At 70.4% G+C, this 21,346-nt stretch carries 20 protein-coding genes and 1 tRNA gene; 10 read left to right on the top strand and 11 right to left on the bottom strand.

Going from position 1 to position 21,346, the window contains the following annotated elements; translation table 11 throughout:
* The first annotated feature begins 110 nt into the window (after window positions 1–110).
* Together serS and ACFYRX_RS15470 are read left to right on the top strand one after the other, a co-directional pair.
* A complete protein-coding gene (gene serS / locus ACFYRX_RS15475; protein WP_389099716.1) occupies window positions 111–1,388 on the top strand; it encodes a serine--tRNA ligase in 1,278 nt (425 codons plus the stop codon).
* Complete coding sequence (locus tag ACFYRX_RS15470; RefSeq protein ID WP_389099714.1) at window positions 1,385–2,182, top strand: HAD family hydrolase; 798 nt, start codon at window positions 1,385–1,387, stop codon at window positions 2,180–2,182. Before serS ends, ACFYRX_RS15470 begins: the two co-directional genes overlap by 4 nt.
* A 367-nt stretch (window positions 2,183–2,549) precedes the next feature.
* Here the strand turns inward: ACFYRX_RS15470 and ACFYRX_RS15465 are convergent.
* The 7 genes from ACFYRX_RS15465 to ACFYRX_RS15435 form a co-directional block, all read right to left on the bottom strand.
* Window positions 2,550–2,654, bottom strand: a tRNA-OTHER gene (locus ACFYRX_RS15465).
* Window positions 2,655–2,923: 269 nt separating this feature from the next.
* Window positions 2,924–3,121 (bottom strand): hypothetical protein, encoded by a 198-nt coding sequence (locus ACFYRX_RS15460; RefSeq protein ID WP_389099712.1) that lies wholly within the window; start codon window positions 3,119–3,121, stop codon window positions 2,924–2,926.
* 108 nt (window positions 3,122–3,229) lie between these two features.
* Window positions 3,230–3,949 (bottom strand): ABC transporter permease subunit, encoded by a 720-nt coding sequence (locus ACFYRX_RS15455; RefSeq protein WP_389099710.1) that lies wholly within the window; start codon window positions 3,947–3,949, stop codon window positions 3,230–3,232.
* An 11-nt stretch (window positions 3,950–3,960) separates the two neighbouring features.
* Window positions 3,961–4,872 (bottom strand): ABC transporter ATP-binding protein, encoded by a 912-nt coding sequence (locus ACFYRX_RS15450; RefSeq protein ID WP_389099708.1) that lies wholly within the window; start codon window positions 4,870–4,872, stop codon window positions 3,961–3,963.
* Window positions 4,869–5,777: an ABC transporter permease subunit gene (locus tag ACFYRX_RS15445; protein WP_389099706.1), complete on the bottom strand. Its 909-nt coding sequence runs from the start codon at window positions 5,775–5,777 to the stop codon at window positions 4,869–4,871. Before ACFYRX_RS15445 ends, ACFYRX_RS15450 begins: the two co-directional genes overlap by 4 nt.
* The gene (locus tag ACFYRX_RS15440) at window positions 5,767–6,756 is read right to left on the bottom strand and encodes an ABC transporter ATP-binding protein (RefSeq protein ID WP_389100014.1); all 990 of its coding nucleotides are present in this window, start codon (window positions 6,754–6,756) and stop codon (window positions 5,767–5,769) included. Before ACFYRX_RS15440 ends, ACFYRX_RS15445 begins: the two co-directional genes overlap by 11 nt.
* Window positions 6,757–6,789: 33 nt before the next feature.
* Complete coding sequence (locus tag ACFYRX_RS15435; RefSeq protein ID WP_389099704.1) at window positions 6,790–6,954, bottom strand: hypothetical protein; 165 nt, start codon at window positions 6,952–6,954, stop codon at window positions 6,790–6,792.
* A gap of 48 nt (window positions 6,955–7,002) precedes the next feature.
* Between ACFYRX_RS15435 and ACFYRX_RS15430 the strand changes: the two genes are divergently transcribed.
* The 8 genes from ACFYRX_RS15430 (at window position 7,003) to ACFYRX_RS15395 (ending at window position 13,898) form a co-directional block, all read left to right on the top strand.
* Complete coding sequence (locus ACFYRX_RS15430) at window positions 7,003–7,845, top strand: M24 family metallopeptidase (RefSeq protein ID WP_389099702.1); 843 nt, start codon at window positions 7,003–7,005, stop codon at window positions 7,843–7,845.
* Window positions 7,842–9,599, top strand: a complete 1,758-nt coding sequence (locus ACFYRX_RS15425) for an SDR family oxidoreductase (RefSeq protein WP_389099700.1) — start codon at window positions 7,842–7,844, stop codon at window positions 9,597–9,599. The genes ACFYRX_RS15430 and ACFYRX_RS15425 overlap by 4 nt, the downstream gene beginning before the upstream one ends.
* Window positions 9,596–9,835, top strand: a complete 240-nt coding sequence (locus tag ACFYRX_RS15420) for a hypothetical protein (RefSeq protein ID WP_389099698.1) — start codon at window positions 9,596–9,598, stop codon at window positions 9,833–9,835. Before ACFYRX_RS15425 ends, ACFYRX_RS15420 begins: the two co-directional genes overlap by 4 nt.
* On the top strand, window positions 9,832–10,797 hold the full coding sequence (locus tag ACFYRX_RS15415; RefSeq protein ID WP_389099696.1) for a MerR family transcriptional regulator: 966 nt from the start codon (window positions 9,832–9,834) through the stop codon (window positions 10,795–10,797). The genes ACFYRX_RS15420 and ACFYRX_RS15415 overlap by 4 nt, the downstream gene beginning before the upstream one ends.
* A 122-nt stretch (window positions 10,798–10,919) precedes the next feature.
* Window positions 10,920–11,492, top strand: a complete 573-nt coding sequence (locus ACFYRX_RS15410; RefSeq protein ID WP_389099694.1) for an RNA 2'-phosphotransferase — start codon at window positions 10,920–10,922, stop codon at window positions 11,490–11,492.
* A gap of 25 nt (window positions 11,493–11,517) precedes the next feature.
* The gene (locus ACFYRX_RS15405; protein ID WP_389099692.1) at window positions 11,518–11,973 is read left to right on the top strand and encodes a hypothetical protein; all 456 of its coding nucleotides are present in this window, start codon (window positions 11,518–11,520) and stop codon (window positions 11,971–11,973) included.
* A gap of 52 nt (window positions 11,974–12,025) precedes the next feature.
* The gene (locus ACFYRX_RS15400) at window positions 12,026–12,928 is read left to right on the top strand and encodes an LLM class flavin-dependent oxidoreductase (protein WP_389099690.1); all 903 of its coding nucleotides are present in this window, start codon (window positions 12,026–12,028) and stop codon (window positions 12,926–12,928) included.
* 100 nt (window positions 12,929–13,028) lie between these two features.
* Window positions 13,029–13,898, top strand: coding sequence for a Cof-type HAD-IIB family hydrolase (locus ACFYRX_RS15395; RefSeq protein WP_389099688.1), 870 nt, complete (start codon window positions 13,029–13,031; stop codon window positions 13,896–13,898).
* Between the two features lie 3 nt (window positions 13,899–13,901).
* On the opposite strand, the gene ACFYRX_RS15390 is transcribed toward ACFYRX_RS15395, so the two are convergent.
* The 4 genes from ACFYRX_RS15390 to cydB all read right to left on the bottom strand — a co-directional run bounded on the left by ACFYRX_RS15390 (window position 13,902) and on the right by cydB (window position 21,342).
* Window positions 13,902–14,966, bottom strand: a complete 1,065-nt coding sequence (locus tag ACFYRX_RS15390; RefSeq protein ID WP_389099686.1) for a peptidoglycan DD-metalloendopeptidase family protein — start codon at window positions 14,964–14,966, stop codon at window positions 13,902–13,904.
* Window positions 14,967–15,058: 92 nt separating this feature from the next.
* Window positions 15,059–16,717: a GAF domain-containing sensor histidine kinase gene (locus ACFYRX_RS15385; protein WP_389099684.1), complete on the bottom strand. Its 1,659-nt coding sequence runs from the start codon at window positions 16,715–16,717 to the stop codon at window positions 15,059–15,061.
* 75 nt (window positions 16,718–16,792) lie between these two features.
* A complete protein-coding gene (gene cydD / locus ACFYRX_RS15380; protein ID WP_389099682.1) occupies window positions 16,793–20,278 on the bottom strand; it encodes a thiol reductant ABC exporter subunit CydD in 3,486 nt (1,161 codons plus the stop codon).
* Window positions 20,279–20,337: 59 nt separating this feature from the next.
* Window positions 20,338–21,342, bottom strand: coding sequence for a cytochrome d ubiquinol oxidase subunit II (gene cydB / locus ACFYRX_RS15375; RefSeq protein ID WP_389099680.1), 1,005 nt, complete (start codon window positions 21,340–21,342; stop codon window positions 20,338–20,340).
* Between the last annotated feature and the right edge of the window lie 4 nt (window positions 21,343–21,346).

Below are 21,346 nucleotides of genomic sequence, written 5' to 3'. Positions count from 1 at the left end.
TTTCGTTGACACACTCCGCAATTCACCCATAACGGAACGTAAGCCATGATTCGACATGGTTGGTAATAGTGAGTCGTGGGCCGTATCCCCGCACCGGTAGCCTTGGCCGCGTGATTGACCTTCGCCTGCTTCGTGAGGACCCCGACCGAGTGCGCGCGTCCCAGCGCGCCCGTGGAGAGGACGTCGGCCTCGTCGACGCCCTCCTGTCTGCCGACGAACGGCGCAGGTCGTCCGGCGTCCGCTTCGACGAGCTGCGTTCCGAGCAGAAGTCGCTCGGCAAGCTCATCCCCAAGGCCACTCCGGAGGAGCGCGCCGAGCTCCTGAAAAAGGCGGAGCAGCTCAAGGCGGACGTCAAGGACGCCGAGGCCGTGCAGAACGACGCCGACGAGGAGACCAAGCGCCTCACGTCGCAGCTCGGCAACCTCGTCCACCCCGACGTGCCCGTCGGCGGCGAGGAGGACTTCGTCGTCCTGGAGACGCACGGCACCATCCGCGACTTCGGCGCCGAGGGCTTCGAGCCCAAGGACCACCTGGAGCTCGGCGAGTCGCTCGGCGCCATCGACGTCGAACGCGGCGCCAAGGTCTCGGGCTCGCGCTTCTACTACCTGACGGGTGTCGGCGCCCTGCTGGAACTCGCGCTCGTCAACGCGGCGATCGCGCAGGCCACCGAGGCCGGCTTCACCCCGATGCTCACCCCCGCGCTGGTCCGCCCGCGCGCCATGGAGGGCACCGGCTTCCTCGGCCAGGCCGCGGAGAACGTGTACCACCTGGAGAAGGACGACTACTACCTGGTCGGCACCTCCGAGGTCCCGCTCGCCGCGTACCACATGGACGAGATCCTCGACGCCGACAAGCTGCCGATGCGCTACGCCGGCTTCTCGCCGTGCTTCCGCCGCGAGGCCGGTACCTACGGCAAGGACACCCGCGGCATCTTCCGCGTGCACCAGTTCGACAAGGTCGAGATGTTCTCGTACGTCCACCCTGACGACGCGGAGAACGAGCACCGGCGCCTCCTCGACTGGGAGAAGCAGTGGCTCACCGGCCTCGAGCTGCCCTTCCAGGTCATCGACGTGGCCTCGGGCGACCTGGGCGCGTCCGCCTCGCGCAAGTTCGACTGCGAGGCGTGGATCCCGACCCAGGGCAAGTACCGCGAGCTGACCTCGGCCTCCAACTGCGACGGCTTCCAGGCCCGGCGCCTGTCCGTGCGGATGCGCGAAGGCAAGAAGGTCCAGCCGCTCGCGACCCTCAACGGCACGCTGTGTGCCGTACCGCGCACCATCGTGGCCATCCTGGAGAACCACCAGCTGGCCGACGGCTCGGTGCGGGTGCCCGAGGTGCTGCGCCCGTACCTGGGCGGCCGGGAGCTGCTGGAGCCGATCGCCAAGTGACCTTCCCCTACCGGCTGATCGCGACCGACCTCGACGGAACGCTCCTGCGCTCCGACGAGTCGGTCTCGCAGCGCACGCGTTCCGCTCTCGCGGCGGCCACGGATGCCGGAGCGGCACACATCGTGGTGACCGGCCGCGGGGTCCCGTGGACACGGCACATCCTCGACGACCTCGGCTACAAGGGGCTCGCGGTCTGCGGGCAGGGCGCGCAGGTCTACGACATCGGCGAGCACCGCCTGCTGACCTCGCTGACCCTGGACCGGAAACTGGCCGGGGTCGCCCTCGCGAAGATCGAGGCGGAGATCGGCCCGCTGTACCTGGCGGCGAGCCGGGACGGGCTGGACGGGGATGTGCTGGTCGGCGCGGGATACGCCGTGACCGGAACGCTGCCGTCGATTCCGCTCACCGACGTGGCGGAGCTGTGGGCCGCGCCGCTGAGCAAGATCTACATCCAGCATCCGACGCTGTCGGACGACGAACTGGCCGAGGCTGCCCAGCGGGCCGCGGGTGGCTTCGTGTCGGTCGCGATGGCGGGCGAGGGCATCGTCGAACTGCTCCCGCTGGGGCTGTCGAAGGCGACCGGCCTGTCGCTGGCGGCCCGTCGCCTGGGGCTGAAGGCCTCGGACACGATCGCCTTCGGCGACATGCCCAATGACATCCCGATGTTCGCCTGGGCGTCCTACGGCGTCGCGATGGCGGACGCGCACGACGACCTCAAAGCCGTGGCCGACGAGGTGACGTCCTCCCACGAAGAGGACGGCATCGCGGTGGTACTGGAACGGCTGCTCGGCTGACGGCTGTGGGGTTTGCCGGGCTGACGGCTGTGGGTTCGTCCGGCTGACGGTGCTGGCGTTGTCCGCCTGACGCCTGGGGGGTTGTCCGGTCGGACGCCTACGGGCGGTCCGACTGACGGGTATGGGGCCTGTCCGGCTGACGCCTGGCGTTGTCCGGCCGGACAGCTCTTGAACGGTCCGGCTGATGGGTGCGGGGCTCGTCCGGCCGGACGCCTACGGGGCGGTCCGGCTGACGGGTCTGGGGTGTGGGGCTTGTCCGGCTGGACGCCTGTGGCGTTGTCCGGCCGGACGGCTCGTGGGCGACTCCGAGCGCTCCTCAGCCTGCTCCGGCCTGGAAGCCCGGCCAAGTCCCAGTGACAACGTCTCGCGGAGGATGCACGAATCGAACGTGCGCGGGCTTTTCACGCCCGACCATGACTCGCTTCTGATGAACACAGAGCAAGCCAGTGCCTTACCACTCGGCCAATCCTCCGGGTGGGCGGCCTCACGCGAGAGCGACATCGCGTGCTCGAAGCGGCCGCCCCGGGCAGGGTCCTGCGGATGAGCTCGACGGTGGCGTAACTACACCGGAGTCCTCCGCAAGCTGCCCTGACGGGAGCTGGACGTACTGTCGTGCATGGACATCGCCCGGCTCCTCTCCCAGAACGCGGCGCCGAACGGTCGTCCGGCGGTGTGGACACAACCACTCTGCCTGTCCGACGAGTTGGGCGCCACCGATTAAATACGGCCGCGTGTTCGAGGCTAACGTCGGCGCCACCGCCGTCGGCGCTTGCTGAAGAACCACCCGGCGGGCGGCTCGTCGGAGCGCCACGGCTGTGGCTCGGGCTCGTCGTCGCGCCAGCGTGCCGCCAGCATCCGGGCACGGGCAGACGGCTCGGCCGTCTCGGCGGACCGTATGAAGTCCTCGTCCAGGACGAGGTCGTCCCAGTCCTCTGCCATGCCCGTTTCCCTTCGACTCGCAGCCGGACATTCCCCTTTGTCCAGTGTGCCGGGACAGAGATGAGGTCCCTGTCAATAAGCGACACGTCAGGGGAATCCCAGAGCTTCCTACTCCTCGCCCGCCAGCGTCAGCGACCGCAGCTTCTGTCCCGCGTACCAGGTGGCCAGGACGGTCACCGCGACCAGCAGCACCGTGGCCGTCGGCAGTCCCACGTCCGAGGTGACCAGGTCACCGCCCGCGACCTTGTGGGCGACCGCCAGCGACCACTGCTGAACGCTCAGCGTGCGTGCCCCGGCGACCAGGGAGCCGAACAGGGCCTCCCAGACCAGCGCGTAGACGAGCCCGAAGACCACCGCGTGCCGGGACACCGTGCCGAGCAGCAGGAAGAGCGCCGCGTAGGCGATCGAGGAGACCAGCGCGGCCACCGTGTAGGCGACGGCGATCTGCTGGCCGTTGCCGTTGAGGATGAGGCCCGCGATGAAGGTGGGCAGCGCCGAGAACACCATCGTGACGGCGATCGCGACGATCAGCTTGGTGAAGATGATCGTCGGGCGCTTGAGCGGCTTGGACAGCAGGTAGACCACCGAGCCGTCGTCGATCTCCGGTCCGATCGCGCCGGTACCGGCGATGACACCGATGATCGGCACCATCGTGGCGAGCGCGAGCCCGCCCAGCAGGTCGGAGGCGGTCTGGTCGTCGGCGCCGACCAGCGCGCGCACGATCACGGAGATCACGATGAGCAGCAGGGGCAGGGCGCCCAGGATGAGGGCCCGGCGGCGGCCGAGCAGGGCCCGATAGGTGAGTCGGGCGACTGTGGGGTCGTACATCTTTCGGCCTCCTACGCCGCGACGAGATACGAGAAGACGGACTCGAGGGACTCGTCGGACGGCGAGACCGTGAGCAGCCGGATGCCGTGGTCGCGCGCGACCCTCGGCAGCAGCGCGGTGAAGCGGGCGAAGTCGATGGCCTGGATGTGCAACGCGCCCTCCGCCAGGTCGACTTCGATGCCGGACGTCGACGGGTCGGCGATGAGCGCGGCCGCGAGGGCCCGGTCGTCGCTGGAGCGCACCAGGTAGCGGTGCGGCCGGTCGGTCATCAGACGGCGGATCCGGCGGAAGTCACCGCTGGCCGCGTGCCTGCCGGCGACGACGACCTCGATGTGCCAGGCGAGTTGCTCGACCTCTTCGAGGATGTGGGAGGAGAAGAGGACCGTGCGGCCCTCGTCGCCCATGCGGCGCAGCAGGTCCATGAGCTGCATGCGCTGGCGCGGGTCCATACCGTTGAAGGGTTCGTCGAGCAGGAGCAGCGACGGGTCGTGGACGAGCGCACTCGCCATCTTCACGCGCTGGCGCATGCCCTTGGAGTACGTCGAGATCTTGCGGTCCTGCGCGTACTCCATCTCGACGGTGGCCAGGGCCTTCTGCGCGGCCTTGGCGCCGAGGCCGTGCAACTCGGCGTTGGCGACGACGAATTCGCGGCCGGTGAGGAAGTCGTACATCGCCTCGCGCTCGGGGACGATGCCGATGTGCCGGTAGATCGCCTCGTTGCGCCACACCTGCTGTCCGTCGAGGGTGACGGTGCCGGTGGAGGGGGCGAGGAAGCCGCCCATCATGTTGATGAGGGTGGACTTTCCGGCGCCGTTGGGGCCGAGCAGGCCGGTGACGCCGGGGCCGATGGTCATGGTGATGTCGTTGACGGCGACCACGTTGCCGAACCAGCGGGAGACATGGTCGATCTGGAGCGTGGTCACAGTCCCACCTTCTTGTAGCGGCGCAGCAGGAGGCCGTAGCACGCGGCGATCACGCCGAGGACGGCGAGGACGTAGACGACCCCTTCACCGTTGCTCGGGCCCACCTCGCCGGGGAACGCCGAGTGCGCGCCGAGGAACGCGGACTGGAGTCCGTCGATGAGCGTGACCGGTGAGAACAGGCCGATCCACGGGATCGCGCCGGTGCTGTCCTGGGCGTCGGCGATGGCCTGGAGGGTGGAGACCGCGCCGTAGGAGATGGTCATCACGGCGATCACGGCCGCGATGCCGAAGCCGCGGCGCGGGGTGACCGAGGCGATGACCAGGCCGATGCCGGCGAAGAGCAGCGAGAGCAGTGCCACGGAGACGAGTCCCTGCCCGAATCCCTCGGTCTGGTCGGCGAAGTCCAGCTTGGCCAGCAGCGCGCCCACATAGAGCACGATCAGCGGGGCGGCGGTGAGGACGAACATGGCCGAGGCCAGCGCCGCGTACTTCGCGCGCACGTAGTCCGCGGTCTCGATGGGCCGCGAGAAGTACAGCGGCACGGTCTTGAAGCGCAGGTCGCGCGAGACGGACTGGGGTGCCTGAGAGGCGACGTACAGGCTGATGACGGCCTGCATGATGATCGCGTAACGCGTGTAGTCGACCGGCAGGTCGTTCGCCTTCGTGGCGACCGCGACGGCCACCATGATGGCCGCGGGCACGCACATCACGACGAACAGCAGCATCGGCAGCACCTTGGACTTGACCGAACGGCCGAGTCCGTAGGCGCCGCGCAGGGACTGCGAGTAGAGCGAGCGGGTCGCGTAGGAGCGGCCGAGACGGGGGCCGTCGTAGGTGCGGTAGCCGATGTTGTGGATGCGGGACTGGTCACCCGACGGTGGTGCTGCGGGGTTCTCAATTGCCATGGCCGACCGCCTCCTTCCGCTGCGCTTCTTCGCTCGTGGCGTCACTTGTGTGGTCGCTGGTGAAGACTTCCGAGATGTGGTGCCTGCGCTGCTCCATGCGCACCAGGCCCAGGCCGAGGTCGGCCACGATGTCCCGGACGACGTCGTAGGTCTCCTCGCCCTGTGCGGTCAGCAGCAGGACGTGGCCGGCACCCGGCAGGCCGCTCGGGGAGTCGAGGATCTCCACCCCGCGCGCGTGGAGCGCCTCGCGCACCGCGCGGGTGCCGTCCGGGTGCTCGTCGGTGTCGGTGACCTCGACCGCGAGGGTCGTCGTCATCTGGGTGAAGTCGGTGGTGGAACTGGAGCGAAGCAGCTTGCCGCCGTCGATGACGATGACGTGGTCGCAGGTGCGCTCCAGCTCTCCCAGCAGGTGGGAGGTGACCAGGACCGAGATGCCGAAGTCGGTGTGGATGCGGCGGATCAGGCCCAGCATGTCGTCGCGGCCGACCGGGTCGAGGCCGTTGGTCGGCTCGTCCAGGAAGACCAGCTGCGGGTCGTGGACCAGCGCCTGCGCCAGCTTCACGCGCTGCTTCATGCCGGTCGAGTAGCCGCCGATGGGGCGGTAGCGCTCCTCGTACAGACCGACGTGGCGCAGGGTGTCCGCGGTGCGCTCGCGCGCGGCGGTGGGCGGCAGGCCGGACATGCGGGCCATGTGCACGACGAACTCGGTCGCCGAGACGTCCGGCGGCAGGCAGTCGTGCTCCGGCATGTAGCCGACCCGCTCGCGGATGGCGGCACCCTTGGTCGCGACATCGAGGCCGAGCACTTCGGCACGGCCCTCGGTGGCGGGGGACAGACCCAACAGGATCTTGATCATGGTGGACTTGCCGGCTCCGTTGGCTCCGACGAGTCCGGTCACACCGGGTCCGACGTCCAAGGAGAGCCGGTCAAGCGCGGTCACCCGGGGGAACCGCTTGCTCAGGCTTTCGGTCGCGATCACAGTCACGTCATAGACGGTAGTGACGCGGACCACTCAGGTCGTCACCCCGCAGAGCTGCATCGGCATCAGACTCCAGAGGTACGGGCACCTAGGGGTCACCCTGAGGTCGAACTCCTCGGTCACGTTTTCCACATCTGCGGGGTTGTCCACAGCCCGACCGGCCCTGTTGACGCCGCCTCCGACGACTGTCACATTCACCGGTGTCAGGTTACGGACGCGTACCGCGGTCGACGGGGGACGGGTGGCATGACGACGGCAGTGAACAGCGGGCTCTCCACGCGGTTGCGGGGATTCAGGCAGGTCCAGCGGCTCGCGTACGAGTGCGCGGAGGCGGTCGCGGCCCGTCTGGAGCCCGGCGTGACCGAGCGGCAGGCCGCCCGGATGCAGCGCGAGTGGCTGCGCGAGCGCGGTGTACGGGACTGGTTCCACCTGCCCTTCGCCTGGTTCGGGGACCGCACGGCGTTCACCGGCTTCCGCGTCCCGCTCCAGTTCTTCCCCACCGACCGCCGCCTGGAGCCCGGGATGCCGTTCATCCTGGACATGGCCCCGGTGTACCAGGGCTTCACCGCGGACATCGGCTACTCCGGCGCGCTCGGGACCAACCCCGTCCAGGACCGGCTGAGGGCCGACCTGAAGGCACACCGCGAACTGGTCCTGCGCGAGGTCCGCGAGCGGCGGTCACTGCGTGAGATCTACGAGGACGTGGACCGCCTCATGGTCCGCCAGGGCTACACCAACCGGCACCGCGCGTACCCCTTCGGCGTGATCGCCCACAAGGTCGGCCAGGTCAAGCAGCGCCGCTGGTCGCCGCACGTCTTCGGGTTCGGCACCCAGTCCCTGAGGGGCCTGGCCGCCGACGCCCTGCACGGCCACCGCGAGGGCTGGTCGCCCCTCTGGTCGCCGTACCGCTTCTCCGACCACCCGCCGCAGCCGGGCCTGTGGGCGGTCGAACCCCACCTCGGATTCCGCGGCACGGGCGCCAAGTTCGAGGAGATCCTGGTCGTCACCGACTCCCAGGACCCGGAGCAGAGCGCTTTCTGGCTCGACGACGACCTGCCGCACGTGCGGCGCTGGGCGGAGGAGAAGTGACCTTGCTGGAAGGCGCGCGGGAGCGCCGGGTACGCACCGGCGGCATCGAACTGTGCGTGGCCGAACTGGGGGACCCGGCGCGGCCCACCGTGGTTCTCGTACACGGCTACCCGGACAGCAAGGAGGTCTGGTCGCACGTGGCCGCCCGCCTCGCCGACCGCTTCCACGTGGTCCTCTACGACGTCCGCGGCCACGGCCGCTCGACGGCCCCGAAGCCACTGCGCGGCGGATTCACCCTGGAGAAGCTGACGGACGACTTCCTGGCCGTCGTGGACGCGGTCAGCCCCGACCGCCCCGTGCACCTGGTCGGCCACGACTGGGGTTCGGTCCAGGCCTGGGAGTTCGTCACCGTCCGGCGCACCGAGGGCCGCATCGCCTCCTTCACCTCGATGTCCGGCCCGTCCCTCGACCACTTCGGCCACTGGATCGCGGAACGCCTCAAGCGCCCCACCCCGCGCCGGATCGGCCAGGTCCTCGGCCAGGGCGCCAAGTCCTGGTACGTGTACCTGCTGCACACCCCCGGCCTGCCCGAACTGGCCTGGCGCGGTCCACTCGGCAAGGTCTGGCCCCGCGTCCTGGAGCGCGTCGAGAAGATCCCCGCCGACGGCTACCCGACCCCCTCACTGCCCAGAGACGCCGCCCACGGCACCTGGCTGTACCGGGACAACGTCCGGCCCCGGCTGCGCCACCCGCGCACCGACGCGTACGCGCACGCGCCCGTGCAGCTCATCACGCCCCTGGGCGACGCCTTCCTCTCCGAGAGGCTCTACGACGACCTCGGCCGCTGGGCGCCGCAGCTGACCCGGCACACCCTCCCCGCCAAGCACTGGATCCCCCGCTCCCGCCCGGACCAGCTGTCGGCGTGGATCACGGACTTCGTGACGTCCGTCGAAGGAGGCCGGACCGCTGTGCGGGCGACCGGGAAACACGCCGACCGCTTCGGCGGACAGCTCGTCCTGGTCACCGGCGCGGGCAGCGGCATCGGGCGGGCCACGGCATTCGCCTTCGCCGAGGCCGGCGCGCGCGTGGTGGCCGTCGACCGGGACGCCGAGGCAGCGGCCCGCACCGCCGAACTGTCCCGGCTGATCGGCGCGCCCTCCGCGTGGGCGGAGACAGTGGACGTCTCCGACGAGCAGGCCATGGAGAAACTCGCCGCCAAGGTCGCCACCGAGTACGGCGTGGTGGACGTCCTGGTGAACAACGCCGGGATCGGCCTGGGCGGCTCCTTCTTCGACACCACCACCGAGGACTGGAAGAAGGTCCTCGACGTCAACCTGTGGGGGGTCATCCACGGCTGCCGGCTCTTCGGCCGCCAGATGGCCGAGCGCGGACAGGGCGGCCACATCGTCAACACCGCCTCGGCGGCCGCCTACCAGCCCTCCAAAGCCCTGTCCGCCTACGGCACCTCCAAGGCGGCCGTCCTCATGCTCAGCGCGAGCCTGCGCGCGGAACTGGCGGGGCAGGGAATCGGTGTCTCGGCGATCTGTCCCGGCTTCGTCAACACCAACATCACCTCCACCGCGCGCTTCGCGGGCGTCGACGCCGACGAGGAGAAGCGCCGCCAGAAGCGCACGGCCCGCCTCTACGGGCTGCGGAACTACCCGCCCGAGAAGGTCGCCGACGCCATCCTCAGAGCCGTCGTACGCAACCAGGCCGTCGTCCCGGTCACACCCGAGGCACGGGGCGCGCACGCGTTGGCGCGGTGGGCGCCGAAGGCACTCAGGGCGATCGCACGGCTGGAGCCCCCGCTGTGAGCGACGAGACCACTCCGCGCCGGATCCCCGCCGCACCCACCGCGGCCCAGGTCACCGCCGTTCATGCGGCCGCCCTCTTCGAGCAGCCGCTCAGCGATCGTTCACCGCTCGACGCTCCCATGCCCACGCGCGCGTGGCCGCGCTCCCGATGGTTCCACCACCCCACGGGGCAAGGGGCGTTGAGCCGGACGCCCGGGCACCTGAAGCAGCCGGTGACGGCGAGGGCCGCCGCGTGAACGGCGATGACCGTGTGAGTGACGGCGGCCGCGAAGCCGCCTACCGCATCGAGGACCTCGCCCATCTCAGCGGCACCACCGTCCGCACCATCCGCGCCTACCAGGACCGCGGCCTGCTCCCCCGTCCCGAACGCCGTGGCCGGGCCAACATCTACACGGACACCCATCTGGCCCGGCTGCGCCGGATCGCCGGCCTTCTGGACCGCGGATACACCCTGGCCTCCATCAAGGAGCTCCTGGAGGCCTACGACTCCGGCCGGGGCCTCGGCGGGGTCCTCGGACTGGTCGCCGAGGTCGACGGCCCGTGGACCGACGAGGAGACCCTGCGGATCTCCCGCGCCGAGCTCGAAGAACGCTTCGGCGGCTCCCCCGACGAAGCGGCGGTCGCCGACGCCGTGGAACTCGGCGTACTGGAGCCGGTCCCCGGCGACGAGGACTTCTTCCTCGTGCCGAGTCCCCAAGAGCTCGCCGTGGCAGTCGAGTTGCACGCGGCCGGGGTGCCGCTCTCCGCGATCTCAGGCCATCTGCGGGAGTTGAGGGGCCAGGTCGAGCACATCGCGGCCCGTTTCCTGGAGTTCACCACCGAGCATGTCTTCGCCCGCTACCTGGCGGGACCGCAGCATCCGACCGACGCGGACGCGGCAGAGGCGGCCTCACTCGTACGACGGTTGCGGCCGCTCGCCCAGCAGACCATCGACGCGGAACTCGCGCGTGCGATGCGGTTGTTGGCGGTACGGCACCTGCGACAGCACCTGGGTGCGGAAGAGCCGCCGCAGAGCCCGCCGGCGTCACGTTCCGTGTCCGTGCCGGAGGAGACGATGCGGGCTGTGGAGAGGCTGGTTGGGGAGGAACGGGCGGCGGATTTCTTCGTGCTGGCGGCTGAACGGGAGGTGCGGGCAAGGGGGTTGGACGCGCTCACGTCAAATCGACGCCCCCCAGTCGATCTTGACGAAGAGGGCTGACATGGCAGGGAGTTGTCCACAGAAACACCAAGTAGCCTGTGGATAACTACAGTTGGTTGTGGATCAAACATCCGCGTCAAAATCATTCGCGTGATTCACGTCTCTCCCGGCACTGTGGTGGGATGAAGGAGAGCAAGCCGCGCGAGATGGACGAGAGACGCACCGTGAAGGTGTCGAAGTACCTCTCGAAGCATCTGCGCCATCAACCCGAACGGATCGGGCTCACACTCGACGAGGCCGGCTGGGTCGAGATCGACGTACTGCTCACCGCGGCCGCCGCGCACAGCTTCCGCATCACGCGGGAAGAGCTGGACCATGTGGTCGCCGCCAACGACAAGCAGCGCTTCGCCATCGACGGCACCCGCATCCGCGCCAGCCAGGGCCACAGCGTCGAAGTCGACCTCGGGCTCGTCCCGGCGACCCCGCCGCCGTACCTGTACCACGGCACCGTGGCCCGCAACCTGGACGCGATCCGCTCCGAGGGGCTGCGCCCCATGAACCGGCACGACGTGCACCTGTCGCCCGACCGAGAGACCGCGACCCGGGTCGGCTCCCGCCGCGGCCGTCCCGTCGTGCTCTCCGTGGACTCGGCGGCCATGCACCGGGACGGCCATGTCTTCCACGTCAGCGCGAACGGCGTGTGGCTGACCAAGAGCGTGCCACCTCGCTACCTGCGGTTTCCCGAGTCTCACTGAGCCCCGGCGGGAGATGATCGACGCCATGGACCAAGGCATGGAGCACCTCCCCAGCACCGAGGCCGCCGTCACCGCACTCCGCTCCCTCGCCGCCCGGTACGGGCTCACCATCGAGGTGACCCACGACATCGGCGCCGACCAGACCTCACGCCGCAGCGCAGCGGGCGTCGGCGTCACCACCGACCCGGACGGCACCCTGCCCCACGAGGCCTACGTCGAACTCGGCGGCCGCCCCCAGGTGGACGTGCGGTTGTTCCCGGACGACGACGCCCTGATCACCGTCGACGGAGTCGAGTGCCCCGACGTCGCCCGTGCCGACGTCCCCGCCTTCCTCCACGCCCTCTACGACGGCCACGCCTGGGTGAAAGCACGCCGCTTCCCGCCCGGCCGCTTCCTGATGGTGCCGCTGCCGGGCGACCGTGTGCACAAGGAGTTCATCCCGGTCGGGCTCAGCCCATGGCTCAACGGCCGCACTCCATGACCGTGAGTCACTGTTTCACGTGAAACACCGTCCGGCGCATACGCTCGGATCCATGAGTCTGCGCCTGAGCACCGTGATCCTCCCGTACCGCCGCTGGAACGAGGGGGGCCGCGAAGCATGGCAGCGCGCGGAGCAACTCGGCTTCCACACCGGATACACCTACGACCATCTGTCCTGGCGCACCTTCCGCGACGGCCCCTGGTTCGGTGCCGTGCCCACCCTGACCGGCGCCGCGGGCGTCACCGAGCGGCTGCGCCTGGGCACCCTGGTGACCTCACCGAACTTCCGGCACCCGGTGACCCTCGCCAAGGAACTGATCACCCTCGACGACATCTCCGGCGGCCGGGTGACCCTCGGTATCGGCGCGGGCGGCACCGGTTTCGATGCCACCGTGCTCGGCCAGGACACGTGGACCCCGCGCGAGCGCGCCGACCGGCTCGCCGAGTTCGTCCCGCTGCTCGACCGCCTGCTCTCCGAGGACTCCGTGTCCTACGAGGGAGACTTCTACTCGGCGCACGAGGCCCGCAACATCCCCGGCTGCGTACAGCGGCCCCGGCTGCCCTTCGCCGTGGCCGCCACGGGGCCGCGCGGGCTGCGACTCGCCGCACGTCACGGGCAGGCGTGGGTGACCACCGGTGACCCGAAGCTGTTCGAGAACGGCACGCCGGAACAGTCGGTCCAGGCGCTGCGCGGCCAGGTCGACAGGCTCACGGACGCCTGCGCGGCGCTGGGCCGGGACGCGAAGGGGCTGGACAAGATCCTGCTCACCGGCTTCACCCCGGACCGGGGCCGCCCGCTGGAGTCCCTCGACGCCTTCGTCGACTTCGCCGGCAGGCACCGGGAGCTCGGCTTCACCGAGCTCGTGATCCACTGGCCCATTCCTGACTCGGACTTCGCCGCCGACGAGAAGATCTTCGAACAGATCGCCATGGAGGCATCTGCGCAGCTGGGCTGAGAGGGCGGCCCCGGGGCGGCCGGCCCGGCCCTGCGTCATCTATGTCTCACCTGTGCGGCCACCCGCACGGTCGTGCGCGCATATGCGGGAGAATGAGCGCGTGACCTCAGCGACCCGACAGCCCGAGACCCCGGCAGCCGACATACCTCCGCGCCTGATCGCCACCGATCTCGACGGCACTCTGCTGCGCGACGACAAGTCGGTGTCCCCGCGTACCGTCGCGGCCCTCGCTGCCGCCGAGGAGGCGGGTATCGAGGTCTTCTTCGTCACCGGCCGCCCGGCCCGTTGGATGGACGTCGTCAGCGACCACGTCCACGGCCACGGCCTCGCGATCTGCGGCAACGGCGCCGCGGTGGTCGACCTGCACGGCGGCCCCGGCGCCCACCGGTTCGTGAAGGTACGCGAGCTGGCCCGTCAGAACGCGCTGGACGCCGTTCGGCTGCTGCGCGAGGCCGCGCCCGGCACGGTGTACGCGGTGGAGCAGACGTACGGCTTCTATCAGGAGCCGGACTATCCCAAGCTGCACATGGAGATCCCGGACAACCTCGCCCCGGCCGAGCGGCTGCTGGCGGAGGACGGCCCCGGTGCGGACGAGCCGGTGCTGAAGATCCTCGCTTACCACCCCTCGATCGACCCGGACGCCTTCCTCACCCTCTCCCGCCTCGCCATCGGCGATCGTGCCAATGTCACCCGCTCCAGCCCCAGCGCCCTGTTGGAGATCAGCGGCCCCGGTGTCTCCAAGGCCAGCACGCTCGCTCTGTGCTGTGCCGAGCGCGGCATCTCGCACGAAGAGGTCGTCGCCTTCGGGGACATGCCCAACGACGTCGAGATGCTGACCTGGGCGGGACAGTCGTTCGCGATGGGCAACGCCCACCCGGACGTGATCGCCGCGGCCTCGGGCCAGACCGTCGCCAACAACGACGACGGGGTGGCCGTCGTGATCGAGCGGATGCTGGCGGAGCGGTTCTAGGGATCAGCCGACCGGCACCCCTCGTGCGGCCAGCCACGGCACCGGATCCACCGCCGAGCCCGACTCCGGGGTGACCCGCACCTCGAAATGCAGGTGCGGGCCGGTCGAGTTGCCGGTCGTGCCCGACTGGCCGATCAACCGGCCGGGGCCGACGCTCTCCCCCTGGTCGACGGTGACGGCGGCGAGATGGGCGTACTGCGTGTAGTAGCCGCCGGTGTGCTCGATCACGATCTCGATGCCGAAGGCCCCGCCGCAGGACACGCTCACCACCCGGCCGGCGCCCACCGCCCGCACCGGGGTCCCGATCGGCACCGCGAAGTCCTGCCCGGTGTGCCAGCTCGCCCAACGCGACCCACCGCTGCCGAACCCCGCGGACAGTTCGTACGCCTCCACCGGCGTGACCCATGCGCCCGTCGGGGCCTGCTGCGGCTGGTCAAGTCGTACGGCACCCCGGCACGAGCCGGCCGCGACGGAGGTGTCGGCCTGCCCCTGCAACCGCCAACGGGCCTCCTCGAGCTTCTGCTCGATGTCCGCCTTCAACGCGGCGAGTTCGGTGCTCCGCTTCTCCAGCGTCCGCGAGGCCGCCGCGGCCCTCGTCTCGTCCGCCTTGAGCCGTGTCTCGGCCCGACGGCTCTTGTCGACCGCGTTGTTGACGGCCAGCGTCGTCCGGGAGAAGACGTGCTGACCCCGCATCAACTCACCGGGGTCGCCCGCGAAGATGATCTGCGCGGTGAGGGGCAGCCCGCCACCGTCGCGGTACTGGGCCCGGGCGATACGGCCGAGGTCCTCGTGCAGGACGGCGATCTCCCGCCGCTCCCGGTCGAGGAGTCCCTCGAACCGCAGTGCCTGCGCCCGCTGGGTCTGCGCCTCCAGGTGCCCCGCTTCGTACCGCTGGGTGGCGCGGGCCGCGTCCTGGTAGAGCCGTGCCACCTGCGCGCTGATCCCCGGTTCCCCGTCCTCGGGCCGGGCCCCGCCGTTGTCGGCGGCATTCGTGGGCCGGGCCGCCAGCACCGCGAACGCGCACAACAGCGCCGGAACCAGCAGCGGGTGACGGCGAGGTGATCGCATGTCAGCGATCCTGACCCGGCTGCCGGTACGCGGTCCTGTTCAAGTCGTACGGGTGGGGGAAGCGTTGCTGCGGACGGGTCACAGCAGGCCCTTCAACGCGGGGCCTCCCACATGACCGTCGCCCCTCCGCCGTCCTCGCCGATCCCCGGCCCGTGGCCGCTGTCGCCGCCCAGGGACTCCGCCCGTCGTTCGAGATTGCGCAGACCGCTGCGCCGACCGCCCTCGGGGATGCCGACACCGTCGTCCGCGACGGTCAGCCGGACACCGGGGCGGCCGTCCGGCAGGGTCGCACTCGCATCGACGAGGACATCGATCCGAGAGGCCCCGTCGTGCCGGAAGGCGTTCGAGAGCGCCTCGCGCAGGGCCGCGACGAGGTGTGCGCCGACCAGGTCGCCGACCGCCGTGTCGACCGGCCCGGTGAAGCGGTGCGAGGGCGTGAACCCGAGCGGCACCGCAGCCAGGTTGATCTCCCGCAGCACCCGGGTGCGCAGTCCCACCGGGGCTTCGGCCGGGCCCTGTTGCAGCGCGAAGACCGCGGTGCGGATCTCCTGGATGGTGGTGTCGAGTTCGTCGACCGCCCTGCCCACCCCGGCCCGCACCTCAGGCACGGCCGACCTGCGCTGCGCACTCCCGAGCGTCATTCCGGTGGCGAACAGCCGCTGGACGACGAGGTCGTGCAGGTCGCGGGCGATCCGGTCGCGGTCCTCGTACACCGCGAGCCGCTCCCGGTCCCGCTGTGTCTCGGCCATCATCAGCGCGAGCGCGGCCTGCGAGGCGAACTGGACGGCGAGGGTGCGCTCCGCCTCCGTGAACGGTCGTTCCCCGCGGGCGCGTGGTGTGACGAGACTGCCCAGCACCCGGCCCTCGCTCTGGAGAGGCACCATCATGATCGGGCCGTAGTCGCGCGCGAAGCGACTGGGCACACGTGGGTCCTCAGCCGCGTTCCGCACGAACACGGCTTGTCCGTCGAGGAGTTCGGCGACGATCTCGCTGTCCGGCGGAACCACCATGCCGAGCGCGTCCGACGGCTTGTCCGCTGCCACGGCCACGATCTCCAGGCCGCCCTCGTCACCAGGCAGAAGTACGATCCCGGCCGTCGACCGGGACAACCTGCGGGCCTGCTCGGCGACGACCTGCAGAGCGTCGTCGGTGTCACCGCCGGACAGCAGGGCGGTGGTCACGGCGACCGAGCCGTCGATCCAGCGCTCATGCTGCTGTGCCGCCTCGTACAGACGGGCGTTGCCGACGGCGATACCCGCCTCCGTGGCCAGCACCCGGGCCAGATCGAGGTCGTGGTCGTCGAACGGCCCGCCTCCACGCTTCTCCGCCAGATACAGGGTGCCGAAGACCTCCCCCCGCACCCGGACGGGCAGGCCCAGGAAGGCGCGCATCGGTGGATGGTGCTCGGGGAAGCCGCACGCGCGCGGGTCCACGGCCAGATCCGCGAGCCGCACCGGCTCCGAGTCGCGAACGAGGGCCCCGAGCAGCTCTTTGCACCCGTCGGGCAACCGCCCGATCCGCCGGCCCGTCGCCTCGTCGGTCCCGTGCAAGACGAAGCCGTCGGGACCGTCGCCGTCCTCATCGACGACACTGATGGCCGCGAACCGCGCGCCGGTCAGCTCCGCCGCCGTCCCGCAGATCCTCTCCAGCATGGAGCGCAGCTCCAGACCGCTGCCGACGGACCGCATCGCCTCCAGAAGCTGCGGCAGCCGTGCGGCCAGTTCGGTCGGCAGTCCCTGAGGGGTGGGCATGACCCGAGCGTAGTAAGTTCCATTTCGTCCAGAAAGCCGGACTGGTCCTCCCGAGCCACCCCCAGCAGGCCGGCCCTAGCGTGCTCCCACCAGCAGTTCCGACTCGGCCTCCCGCGCGGCCATCTCCCGCAGCGGCCCTTCCGTGGCCGCCAGCTCCGTGTAGGAACCGCGCTGCACCACCCGTCCCTCGTCAAGTACGACCACCTCGTCCACCGACTCGAGTCCCGCCAGCCGGTGTGTGATGAGGAGTGTCGTACGGCCCTGAGTGGCGGTCAGCAGATCGGCGGTGAGCGCGTCCGCGGTGGGCAGGTCGAGATGTTCGGCGGGCTCGTCCAGGACGAGGACCGGGAAGTCGGCGAGCAGTGCCCGGGCCAGCGCGAGGCGCTGCCGCTGGCCGCCGGACAGCCACGCCCCGTGCTCGCCGACCAGCGTGTCGAGTCCGTCGGGAAGGCCCTCGGCCCAGTCGAGCAGCCGAGCCCGCCGCAGGGCGTCCCGCAACTCGTCCTCGGTCGCCTCCTTCTTCGCCAGGAGCAGGTTCTCGCGCACCGAACTGTCGAAGAGGTGCGCGTCCTGCGCGCACAGCCCCACCAGCCGCCGTACGTCGTCGCTGTGCAGCCCGTAGGCGTCCACGCCGCCCAGGGTGTAGGTGCCGGTGTCCGCGTCCAGGAAGCGCAGCAGCACCTGCGCGAGCGTCGTCTTGCCGGAGCCGGACACGCCGACCACGGCCACCCTGCGGCCCTGGTGAAGGGTCAGGTCGAACGCGGCAAGCGCGTCCCGGTCCTGCCCCTCGTGACGGGCGGCCAGGCCCTTGAGGACGACCGGGAACGGCGAGGAGGGTGCCTGTCGCCCCTGCTCCGGTTCCCGTACGGGCTCGGGCGCGTCCAGCACCTCGTACACACGCTCCGCGCTCCTGCGCACCCGCTGGCGGTACTGCACGGCGAGCGGCAGCCCGAGAACCGCTTCGAAGGCGGCCAGCGGAGTGAGCACCAGGACGGCCATGGCGATCCCGCCCAGGCGCCCGGCGGCGACCGCCTGGACACCGACCAGGGCGATGGCCGTGACGGTCAGTCCGCAGATCAGGGCGGTGAGCCCGTCACCGAGGGCAGTGGCGGTGGCGGCTCGGGAGGCGATCTGCTTCAGGACGCCATCGGCCCTCCTTGCCTCTGCGGTGCGGGCCGGCAGGGCACCGGCGACGGTCAGCTCGGCGGTCCCGGTGAGGAGATCGGTCACGCGGACCGCCAGTTCCCCACGGGCGGGGGCCAGCCTGTGCTCGGCCCGGCGGGACACGGCTCCGGTGACCAGCGGGACACCGACACCGGCCGCCAACAGGCCCACGGCGAGCGCGGCACCGGCCTCGGGCAGCAACCAGGCCGTGAAGCCCACGGAGGCAGCCGACACCACGACCGCGGCGCCGGCGGGCAACAGCCAGCGCAGCCAGTAGTCCTGCAGCGCGTCCACATCGGAGACCAGCCGCGACAGCAGATCGCCCCGGCGGGCCGTGCGCAGACCGGCGGGCGCCAGCCGTTCCAGCCTCCGGTAGACGGCGACCCGGGTGTCGGCGAGCATCCTCAGCACCGCGTCGTGCGACACCAGTCGCTCCGCGTACCGGAACACGGCCCGTCCGATCCCGAAGGCCCTGGTCGCCGTCACGGCCACCATCAGATACAGCACGGGGGGCTGCTGCGAGGCCCGCGAGATCAGCCACCCCGAGGTGGCCATCAGCCCGACGGCACTGCCGAGGGCGAGGCTGCCGAGGAGCAGCGCGAGTGCGAGCCTGCCGCTTCGGGCGCCGGACATGGCGCGGACGCGGGCGAGGGGGCCGCGCCGGTCCGACGGCGCGTCGATCGCTCCCGGGTCGGCCGAAACGGAGGCATCGGCCACCACCTGTGCCGCGGATGCCCTGGCCGTGACTTCCGCCGGTGCGTGGGTCACCGGCTCCGCCAGTCGCACCACCCGGTCCGCCACCCCCAGCAACGCCGGCCGATGCACCACCAGTAGCACCGTCCGTCCGGCTGCCAGCCGACGTACAGCCGCCACGACCTCCGCCTCGGTCGCTCCGTCGAGCGCCGCCGTCGGCTCGTCGAGGAGCAGTACCGGCCGGTCCGCGAGGAACGCCCGCGCCAGTGCGAGCCGTTGCCGCTGGCCGGCGGACAGCCCGGCCCCGTCCTCGCCGAGCACGGTGTCCGCCCCCCGGGGCAGTGCGTCGACGAACTCCAGCGCCCCCGCGTCCGCCAACGCCTGCCGTACGGCGGTCCCGTCCGCGTCGGGACGCGCCAGCCGCACGTTCTCGGCGATCGTTCCGGCGAACAGCTGCGGCCGCTGCGGCACCCACGCGATGCGGGACCGCCACTCCTCCAGGTCGACATCGGTGAGATCGGCGTCCCCGATCCGCACCCGCCCCTCGGTGGGCCTTACGAATCCCAGGAGGACGTTCAGGAGCGTCGACTTGCCCGCGCCGCTGGGCCCGACCAGAGCGACCGTCTCGCCGGGCGCGACGTCGAAGGACACGCCTGAGACGGCGTCTCCCGACCGGCCCGGGTAGCGGACCGAGACCTGCTCGAAGGAAAGCGCGCCCGCAGGCGCTGGACTGGTCCCCGAGGGCGGGACCGGCGTCTCCAGCACCGAGAAGATCTCCTCGGCGGCGGCCAGCCCCTCAGCCGCCGCGTGGTACTGCGCACCCACCTGACGAAGGGGCAGATATGCCTCGGGGGCCAGGATGAGGATGACCAGGCCGTCGTACAGATGCATCTCACCGTGGACGAGCCGCATTCCGATCGTCACGGCGACCAGCGCGACGGAGAGCGTCGACAGCAGCTCCAGCGCGAAGGAGGAGATGAAGGCGATCCGCAGCGTCCGCATGGTCGCCTGCCGGTACTCACCGGTGATGCGCCGGATCGACTCGGCCTGCGCCTTGGCCCGGCCGAACACCTTCAGGGTCGGCAGTCCCGCGACGACGTCCAGGAAATGCCCGGACAGCCGGGACAGCATCCGCCACTGGCGGTCCATCCGGGACTGGGTGGCCCAGCCGATCAGCACCATGAAGACCGGGATGAGCGGCAGGGTCCCGACGATGATGGCCGCCGAGATCCAGTCCTCCGTCACGATGCGCGCCAGCACCGCCACCGGTACAACCGCCGCCAGCCCCAACTGCGGGAGGTAGCGGGAGAAATAGTCGTCGAGGGCGTCGACTCCCCTGGTGGCGAGGGCGACCAGGGACCCGGTCCGCTGCCCGCTCAGCCACCCGGGACCAAGGGCCGCGGCACGCTCCAGCAGCCGTCCCCGCAACTGCGATTTCACCGCTGCACTCGCACGATGGGCGGCGAGCTCAGTGAGCCAGGAGACCAGCCCACGGCCGACGGCCACTGCCGCCAACAGCAGCAGGGGAGTACGGAGTTCGGCGACCGACATGCCGTGCTGGAACGCGCCGACCACGATCTCGGCGATGAGCATCGCCTGGGCGATGACCAACAAGGCTCCGAGAACGCCCAGGCCGACCACGGCCACCAGGAAGAGTCGGGTGGCTCTGGCGTATCGGATCAGACGCGGGTCGATCGGTTTCACGTGAAACACACCCTCTTCTCAAGGGGCATGTTTCACGTGAAACATGCCCCACATCGGGCTCAGTGGGCGGCTTCGGCGATGTGCTGCGTGCCGATCCGCTTCCGGAACACCCAGTACGTCCACCCCTGGTAGAGCATCACCACAGGTGTGGCGATCCCCGCGCACCAGGTCATGATCTTCAGGGTGTACGGGCTCGACGAGGCGTTGGTGACCGTCAGGCTCCAGTCCGAGTTGAGCGACGACGGCATGACGTTCGGGAAGAGCGTCAGGAAGAGCATGGCCACAGCGGCCACGATGGTGAGACCGGACAGCGCGAACGACCATCCCTCACGCCCGGCCTGGTTGGCCACCAGAGCGGCGACCAATGCGGCCACGGCAACCGCCATCGCGACCAGGCTCTTGCCGTCACCACTGTCGACCTGGGTCCACAGCAGGAAGAGCAGTGCCAGAGCGGCCGTGACGAGACCGACCCACGAGGCCAGCTTCCTGGCGCGCTCCCTGATCTCCCCGACGGTCTTGAGGGCCGTGAACACCGTGCCGTGGAAGGTGAACAGCGTCAGCGTCACCAGACCACCGAGAAGGGCGTAGGGGTTGAACAGGTCCCACAGGGTGCCGACGTACTCGAAGTTCCTGTCGATCTTCACGCCGTGCGCGATGTTGCCGAAGGCGACGCCCCACAGGAACGCGGGGATGAGCGAGGTCCAGAAGATCGCGGTCTCCCAGTTGCGCTGCCAGTTCTCCTCGGGCCGCTTGGCCCGGTACTCGAAGGCGACGCCACGGACGATCAGGCAGACCAGGATGACCAGCAGCGGAAGGTAGAACCCGGAGAAGAGCGTGGCGTACCACTCGGGGAAGGCCGCGAAGGTCGCACCGCCCGCCGTCAGCAGCCACACCTCGTTGCCGTCCCAGACGGGGCCGATGGTGTTGATCAGGACGCGCTTCTCGACCCGGTTGCGGGCGAGCAGCTTGGTGAGGACACCGACCCCGAAGTCGAAGCCCTCCAGGAAGAAGTAGCCGGTCCACAGGACGGCGATGAGCACGAACCAGACGTCGTGAAGTTCCATGACT

It is taken from the genome of Streptomyces sp. NPDC005374 (assembly GCF_042872225.1).
Lineage (GTDB): Bacteria > Actinomycetota > Actinomycetes > Streptomycetales > Streptomycetaceae > Streptomyces.
The sequence above is the reverse complement of the archived record's forward strand: the minus strand, read 5'-3'. Positions and strand labels throughout refer to the sequence as shown.

What these genes read in the sequence shown, in the direction of transcription:
- ACFYRX_RS15400 (WP_389099690.1), top strand. Translation starts at nt 12,026, where the DNA reads ATGAGTCTGCGCCTGAGCACCGTGATCCTCCCGTACCGCCGCTGGAAC.
- ACFYRX_RS15455 (WP_389099710.1), bottom strand. Translation starts at nt 3,949, where the DNA reads ATGTACGACCCCACAGTCGCCCGACTCACCTATCGGGCCCTGCTCGGC.
- ACFYRX_RS15405 (WP_389099692.1), top strand. Translation starts at nt 11,518, where the DNA reads ATGGACCAAGGCATGGAGCACCTCCCCAGCACCGAGGCCGCCGTCACC.
- ACFYRX_RS15385 (WP_389099684.1), bottom strand. Translation starts at nt 16,717, where the DNA reads ATGCCCACCCCTCAGGGACTGCCGACCGAACTGGCCGCACGGCTGCCG.
- ACFYRX_RS15445 (WP_389099706.1), bottom strand. Translation starts at nt 5,777, where the DNA reads ATGGCAATTGAGAACCCCGCAGCACCACCGTCGGGTGACCAGTCCCGC.
- ACFYRX_RS15430 (WP_389099702.1), top strand. Translation starts at nt 7,003, where the DNA reads ATGACGACGGCAGTGAACAGCGGGCTCTCCACGCGGTTGCGGGGATTC.
- ACFYRX_RS15390 (WP_389099686.1), bottom strand. Translation starts at nt 14,966, where the DNA reads ATGCGATCACCTCGCCGTCACCCGCTGCTGGTTCCGGCGCTGTTGTGC.
- ACFYRX_RS15460 (WP_389099712.1), bottom strand. Translation starts at nt 3,121, where the DNA reads ATGGCAGAGGACTGGGACGACCTCGTCCTGGACGAGGACTTCATACGG.
- ACFYRX_RS15410 (WP_389099694.1), top strand. Translation starts at nt 10,920, where the DNA reads ATGAAGGAGAGCAAGCCGCGCGAGATGGACGAGAGACGCACCGTGAAG.
- cydB (WP_389099680.1), bottom strand. Translation starts at nt 21,342, where the DNA reads ATGGAACTTCACGACGTCTGGTTCGTGCTCATCGCCGTCCTGTGGACC.